The following is a 6,573-nucleotide window of genomic DNA, read 5'->3' as shown; positions in this document are numbered from 1 at the left end:
CGCCCTGGCGCTCACCGCGCGGGCGTGGGCGGCGACCGCGGCCCTGGGCCTCGGCCTGGTCGCCTGCGGCACGGGCGCCGGCCACCTGGCGCACCACCTCCCGGTCGGGGTCGCGCTGACCGGGCTCGGCCTCGCGGCGCTGGGGTGGTCGCTCGCGGCGCTCCGCGGGCCGGCCCCGGCGCCCCGCGCGGCGCTCGGCGCCCTGCTCGCCGCGGGGCCCCTGGTGCTGCTGAGCGCCCCCGCCACGGGCCGCGCCCCGACGCTCGCGGAGGGCGCCGCCCTCGTCCTGGCGCTGGCCGGCGCGGTGCTGCTCGGTCTCGCCGAGCGCGTGGCCTCCGCGCCGCGCCGACCCGAGCGCCGCCCGGGACCGCTCGGGCAGCTCGCCGCCCTCGCGACCGGCTCGGTGCTGGTCGCCCTCGTCACCATCCCGGGGCTCGCGGCCACCGAGGCCGGCGAGCACGCCGTCCCGCACGGCCGGCACGGGCAGCAGGGCCCGCACGACGGTCACAGCCTGCCCGCCGAGCAGCCGCACCACTGAGCCGCCCGGCCCGGCGCCGCTCGCTCGCGCCGCACGGACCGCCCGACGCCGCAGGCCCGGCTCCCCTCAGCGGGGAACCGGGCCTGCGGTCGCGGTGGGGACGGGCGTCAGGCCGCGTCGTCCTCCGAGGTGAGGTTCCGGGTCTTGTTCTGGTCGAGCAGGATCCCGGGGCCGTTCGTGGTCGAGACGGTCGCCTTGGTGATGTAGCGGCCCTTCGACGCGGACGGCTTCAGACGCAGGATCTCCTCCAGCGCCGCGGCGTAGTTCTCCACCAGCGCGGTGTCCGAGAAGGACGTCTTGCCGATGATGAAGTGCAGGTTCGCGTGCTTGTCGACGCGGAACTCGATCTTGCCGCCCTTGATGTCGGCGACGGCCTTCGCGACGTCCATGGTCACGGTGCCGGTCTTCGGGTTCGGCATGAGGCCACGCGGACCGAGCACCTTGCCGAGGCGGCCGACCTTGCCCATGAGGTCCGGGGTCGCGACCGCGGAGTCGAAGTCGGTGTACCCGGCCGCGACCTTCTCGATCAGCTCGTCGCCGCCGACCTCGTCCGCACCGGCGGCGCGGGCCTGCTCGGCACGCTCGCCGTTCGCGAAGACGATGACGCGGGCCGTCTTGCCGGTGCCGTGCGGCAGGTTGACGGTGCCGCGCACCATCTGGTCCGCCTTGCGGGGGTCGACACCGAGGCGCATCGCGACCTCGACGGTGGCGTCGTACGACGTGGTCGACGTCTCCTGGGCCAGGCGGATCGCCTGGAGGGGGGCGTAGAGGGTGCCCGGCTCGATCTTCTCGGCCGCGGCGCGGTACGCCTTGCTGTGCTTCGCCATCTGCTCTGTCTCCTTGTCAGCAGTCGTGGTCGTCGGGCCGCACAGGGCCCTGCCACTGGGGTGCCCGCCCCGGACGTCCCGGGGCGGGCGGGTGGTGCGTGAGGGTCAGCCCTCGACCTTGATGCCCATGGAGCGGGCGGTGCCGGCGATGATCTTCTCGGCGGCGGCCAGGTCGTTGGCGTTGAGGTCCTCGAGCTTGGTCTGGGCGATCTCGCGGACCTGGTCCGCGGTCAGCGTCGCGACCTTGACGGTGTGCGGCGTGGGCGAGCCCTTCGCGACACCGGCGGCCTTCTTGATGAGCTCGGCGGCCGGCGGCGTCTTCGTGATGAAGGTGAACGAGCGGTCCTCGTACACCGTGATCTCGACGGGGATGACGTTGCCGCGCTGCGACTCGGTCGCCGCGTTGTACGCCTTGCAGAACTCCATGATGTTCACGCCGTGCTGACCGAGCGCGGGGCCGATCGGCGGCGCGGGGGTGGCCGCACCGGCGTTGATCTGGAGCTTGATGAGGCCGGTGACCTTCTTCTTCGGGGGCATGAGCCACCCTTTCTTCTCTCGTGGGCCGACGCCGTGGGCGATGACCCGGTTGCAGTGCCGTCGTGCTCCCGGCGGGGCCGGGCGCAGGTCAGATCTTGGCGACCTGGCTGAACGACAGCTCGACCGGGGTCTCCCGGCCGAAGATGGACACGAGGACCTTGAGCTTCTGGTTCTCGGGGCTGATCTCGGAGATCGTGGCCGGCAGCGTGTCGAACGGGCCGTCGGTGACGGTGACCGACTCGCCGACGGAGAAGTCGACCTCGATCGCGGCGGCGGCCTTCTGCTGCGGGGCGGCGGCCGGGGCCTTCGCCTCGATCGTCGGCGCCAGCATGGAGAACACCTCGTCGAGCGTCAGCGGCACCGGCTGGTGGGTGTGGCCCACGAAGCCCGTGACGCCGGGGGTGTGCCGCACGGCGCCCCACGACTCGTCGGTGAGGTCCATGCGGACGAGGACGTAGCCGGGGATCCGGACGCGGCGCACGACCTTGCGCTGCGCGTTCTTGATCTCCACGACCTCCTCCATGGGGACCTCCACCTGGTAGATGAAGTCCTCCATGTTGAGGCTCTGCGTGCGGTTCTCGAGGTTGGTCTTCACCCGGTTCTCGTACCCCGCGTACGAGTGGATGACGTACCAGTCGCCGGGCTGCGAGCGGAGCTGCGCCTTGAAGGCCGCGACCGGGTCCTCGTCGACGTCGGGCTCGTCGTCGACGGGCTCGTCCGCGACGGGCTCGTCGTCCTCCGTCCCGGCGGCCTCGGGCTCGTCCCCGGCCTCGTCGCTCACGTCGGCCGGCTCGTCCGAGCCCGCCGCGGGGGCCTCGACCGCCTCGACCGACGCGAGGGCGTCGTCGAGCTCGGACTCGGCGGCACCCGGACCGGGCTGCTGCGATTCCTGCGACACGTGCGAACCTGCTTTCTGCTGCGGACGATGGTGCTGAGGTGTCGAGCGCCCGGGCGGGGCGCCGCGGAGGCTCAGCCCCCGAAGATCCAGCGCGTGGCCTGGCCGATGCCCAGGTCGACGACCGTCACGAACGCCATGACCACCGCGACGAACACCAGCACGACGGTCGTGTACGTGACGAGCTCGGACCGGGTGGGGCGGACGACCTTCTTGAGCTCCGCGACGACCTGGCGGACGAACAGCGCGATCCGGGCGAACAGGCCCCGGCGCTTCTCCGGACGGGCGGGCTTGCCGGCACCGGTCCGCTCGGCGGGCTCGCCCGCGCCGGACGCCGCCACGGGTGCCGAGTCGCTCACCTGTTCGTTCCCCTACGTCTCGCGACGCCGGCCGTCGCCGGTCGCCTCTTGTCGTCCACCGGCCCGCTGGGGTCGGCGGTCCGTGACCACAAACGCAGGGCAGGCGAGACTCGAACTCACAACCGCCGGTTTTGGAGACCGGTGCGCTACCAATTGCGCCACTGCCCTACGGCGGCGTCCCTCCCCCACGACGGCACCGCCCCCGTGGGCACGGCTCATCATGGCGGGCGTCAACCACCGAGGGATAACTGTACGCGACGGTCGGCCCGGGGTCGAACCGCGCCCCGTCGGGCCGCTCGACCCGCTCCGCCGCAGGTCTGCGAGGATGGGACCCGTGAGCGCGCACGCCGACCAGCCCGCCCCGTCCGCCCCCTCGCCCCGCCGCGTCTCCGCGCGCGTCGGCGGCATCGCCGAGTCCGCCACGCTCGCCGTGGACGCGAAGGCCAAGGCGCTCAAGGCCGCCGGCCGGCCCGTCATCGGCTTCGGCGCCGGCGAGCCCGACTTCCCGACGCCGGACTACATCGTCGAGGCCGCCGTGGCCGCCGCGCGCGACGCCGCCAACCACCGGTACTCGCCCGCGGGCGGGCTGCCCGTGCTCAAGGAGGCGATCGCGGCCAAGACGCTGCGCGACTCCGGCTACGAGATCTCGCCGGCCGACGTCCTGGTGACCAACGGCGGCAAGCAGGCGGTCTACGAGGCGTTCGCGACGCTGCTCGACCCGGGCGACGAGGTGCTGCTGCCCGCCCCGTACTGGACGACGTACCCCGAGGCGGTGCGGCTGGCCGGCGGCGTCCCCGTCGAGGTGTTCGCCGGGGTCGAGCAGGGCTACCGGGTCACCGTCGAGCAGCTCGAGGCCGCGCGCACCCCGCGCACGAAGGTGCTGCTGTTCTGCTCGCCGTCCAACCCCACCGGTGCGGTGTACACGCCGGAGGAGACCGCCGAGATCGGCCGCTGGGCGCTCGAGCACGGCGTCTGGGTCGTCACCGACGAGATCTACGAGCACCTGACGTACGACGGCGCGGTCGCCACGCCGGTGCTGCGCGTCGTGCCCGAGCTCGCGTCCACGACCGTGGTGCTCAACGGCGTCGCGAAGACCTACGCGATGACGGGCTGGCGCGTCGGGTGGCTGGTCGGCCCCGCGGACGTCGTCAAGGCCGCCACGAACCTCCAGTCCCACCTGACGTCGAACGTCGCGAACGTGTCGCAGCGGGCCGCGGTCGCCGCGCTGACCGGGGACCTGTCCGCGGTCGCGGCGATGCGCGAGGCGTTCGACCGGCGCCGCCGCACGATGGTCGCGATGCTCGGCGAGGTCGAGGGCGTGCGGATCCCGGCACCGCAGGGCGCGTTCTACGCGTACCCGGACGTGCACGGCCTGCTCGGCCGCACGTTCCGCGGCGTGACCCCCACGACGTCGGCGGAGCTCGCCGCGCTGCTGCTCGACCAGGCCGAGGTCGCGGTGGTGCCCGGCGAGGCGTTCGGACCCAGCGGGTACCTGCGCCTGTCGTACGCGCTCGGCGACGCGGACCTGGCCGAGGGCGTCGGCCGCATCCAGGCGCTGCTCGCCGAGGGCTGACGCCGGCGTCCACCGGTCGGTGGACGCCGGGTCCCGACCGCCGGTCGTCGCGGCGGCGCACGCCCGCGCGGGACGCTGGCGGCATGACGACAGACGACCTCGCGGTCCGGGTGACCGGCCTGCAGAAGCGGTACGGCGGCAAGCGCGCCGTCGACGGGCTCGACCTCACGGTGGCCCGCGGCGAGATCGTCGCCGTGCTCGGGCCGAACGGCGCGGGCAAGACGACGACCGTCGAGATCCTCGAGGGCTACCGGCACCGGGACGGCGGCGACGTGCGCGTGCTCGGCGCCGACCCGCAGACCGCCGGCCGGGACTGGCGCGCCCGCATCGGCATCGTGCTGCAGACGACGAACGACCTGGCGGAGGCCACCGTCGGCGAGCTGGTGCACCACTTCGCGCGCTACTACCCGGACCCGCGCGACCCCGAGGAGGTCATCGACGCCGTCGGGCTGCGCGAGAAGGTGCGCACCCGCAGCCGGCAGCTCTCGGGCGGGCAGCGGCGCCGGCTCGACGTCGCCCTCGGCATCGTCGGCCGCCCGGAGCTGCTGTTCCTGGACGAGCCGACCACCGGGTTCGACCCCGAGGCGCGGCACGCGTTCTGGGACCTGATCGCGGGCCTGCGCGACGGCGGCACGACGATCGTCCTCACGACGCACTACCTGGAGGAGGCCGAGCACCTGGCCGACCGGGTGGCGGTCGTCCGCGCCGGGCGGGTGGTCGCGGTGGACACCCCGGCCGAGCTCGGCGGGCGCTCCGCGCAGGAGGCCGTCGTGCGGTGGGTCGAGGGCGGGGTGCACCGCGAGGAGCGGACGGACTCCCCCACCGGCCTGGTCACGGCGCTCGCGCACCGGCTGGGCGGCGAGGTCCCCGGCCTGCAGGTCGCGCGGCCCACGCTCGAGGACGTCTACCTGGGCCTGATCGCCGAGGACGCGTCCGCCACTCCGGCGGCCGAGGCCGCCCTCGTCACGACGGAGGCCCTGCGATGAGCGCCACCACCCTGGACCGGCCGGCCGCCGCGCGGCTGCCCGGCACGCTGCGCCTCGGGTACGAGCGCGCCCGCTACGAGGTCCGCGGGTTCTTCCGCGAGCGCGACGCGGTGATCTTCATCTTCGCGTACCCGATCATCATGCTGGCGATCTTCGCGACGGTGTTCGGCCAGGACGGGGCGGAGGTCGCGGACGGGGTGCCGTTCGCGCAGTACTTCCTGCCCGGGATGATCGCCACGGGCGTGCTGCTGTCGTCGTTCCAGTCGCTGGCGGTCTCGATCCCCGTGGAGCGCGACGAGGGCGGGCTCAAGCGGCTCGGCGGCACCCCGCTGCCGCCCGCGGCGTACTTCCTCGGCAAGGTCGGGCAGGTGCTGGTCACGTCGGTGGTGCAGGTGGGCCTGCTGCTCGCCGTCGCGGCGCTGCTGTTCGACGTCGACATGCCGGGCACCTCCGCCCTGTGGGCCACGTTCGCGTGGGTGTTCCTGCTGGGGGCCGCCTCCGGCGCGGTGTGCGGCGTGGGGTTCTCGTCGATCCCCCGCTCGGGCCGGTCCGCGAGCGCCGTCGTGACGCCCGTCGTGCTGGTGCTGCAGTTCATCTCCGGGGTGTTCTTCACGTTCTACGACCTGCCGTCGTGGATGCAGAACCTGGCGTCGGTGTTCCCGCTCAAGTGGATGGCGCAGGGCATGCGCTCGGTGTTCCTGCCGGACAGCGCACGCGCCCTCGAGCCCTCCGGCGAGTGGCAGCACGGGGCGATCGCCGCAGTGCTGGTCGCGTGGCTCGTGGTCGGCCTCGTGGTGGGCGCCCGCACGTTCCGGTGGCGTCGGCGTGACGACGGCTGACCTGCGCCACACTGGGCCG

General features: G+C 73.9%; 8 protein-coding genes and 1 tRNA gene. 4 read left to right on the top strand and 5 right to left on the bottom strand.

All coding sequences use genetic code 11. The features are described from left to right. On the top strand, positions 1 to 538 hold a 538-nt coding region (locus AAHH18_RS12560; protein ID WP_343301859.1), incomplete at its 5' end, for a hypothetical protein. Positions 539 to 645: 107 nt separating this feature from the next. On the opposite strand, the gene rplA is transcribed toward AAHH18_RS12560, so the two are convergent. The 5 genes from rplA to AAHH18_RS12535 all read right to left on the bottom strand — a co-directional run bounded on the left by rplA (position 646) and on the right by AAHH18_RS12535 (position 3,324). Next, on the bottom strand, positions 646 to 1,365 hold the full coding sequence (rplA, locus tag AAHH18_RS12555) for a 50S ribosomal protein L1 (protein WP_283321610.1): 720 nt from the start codon (positions 1,363 to 1,365) through the stop codon (positions 646 to 648). A 105-nt stretch (positions 1,366 to 1,470) separates the two neighbouring features. After that, complete coding sequence (rplK, locus tag AAHH18_RS12550; protein WP_222171246.1) at positions 1,471 to 1,902, bottom strand: 50S ribosomal protein L11; 432 nt, start codon at positions 1,900 to 1,902, stop codon at positions 1,471 to 1,473. Between the two features lie 88 nt (positions 1,903 to 1,990). Further along, entirely contained in the window at positions 1,991 to 2,800 is an 810-nt protein-coding gene (gene nusG, locus AAHH18_RS12545) for a transcription termination/antitermination protein NusG (protein WP_343301858.1), read from the bottom strand. Between the two features lie 71 nt (positions 2,801 to 2,871). Then, on the bottom strand, positions 2,872 to 3,156 hold the full coding sequence (gene secE / locus AAHH18_RS12540) for a preprotein translocase subunit SecE (protein ID WP_222171244.1): 285 nt from the start codon (positions 3,154 to 3,156) through the stop codon (positions 2,872 to 2,874). 95 nt (positions 3,157 to 3,251) lie between these two features. Next, positions 3,252 to 3,324, bottom strand: a tRNA-Trp gene (locus AAHH18_RS12535). A gap of 157 nt (positions 3,325 to 3,481) precedes the next feature. Here AAHH18_RS12535 and AAHH18_RS12530 point away from each other — a divergent pair. The 3 genes from AAHH18_RS12530 to AAHH18_RS12520 all read left to right on the top strand — a co-directional run bounded on the left by AAHH18_RS12530 (position 3,482) and on the right by AAHH18_RS12520 (position 6,554). Then, entirely contained in the window at positions 3,482 to 4,729 is a 1,248-nt protein-coding gene (locus AAHH18_RS12530) for a pyridoxal phosphate-dependent aminotransferase (protein ID WP_459349131.1), read from the top strand. 83 nt (positions 4,730 to 4,812) lie between these two features. Then, a complete protein-coding gene (locus tag AAHH18_RS12525) occupies positions 4,813 to 5,715 on the top strand; it encodes an ABC transporter ATP-binding protein (protein ID WP_343301856.1) in 903 nt (300 codons plus the stop codon). Continuing rightward, the gene (locus AAHH18_RS12520) at positions 5,712 to 6,554 is read left to right on the top strand and encodes an ABC transporter permease (protein ID WP_343301855.1); all 843 of its coding nucleotides are present in this window, start codon (positions 5,712 to 5,714) and stop codon (positions 6,552 to 6,554) included. Before AAHH18_RS12525 ends, AAHH18_RS12520 begins: the two co-directional genes overlap by 4 nt. Positions 6,555 to 6,573: the final 19 nt, after the last annotated feature.

The sequence above is a fragment of the Cellulomonas olei genome (assembly GCF_039548315.1).
In the GTDB taxonomy this organism is placed as follows: Bacteria; Actinomycetota; Actinomycetes; order Actinomycetales; family Cellulomonadaceae; genus Cellulomonas.
Note: the sequence above shows the minus strand (reverse complement) of the source record. Positions and strands in the feature narration are given on the sequence as shown.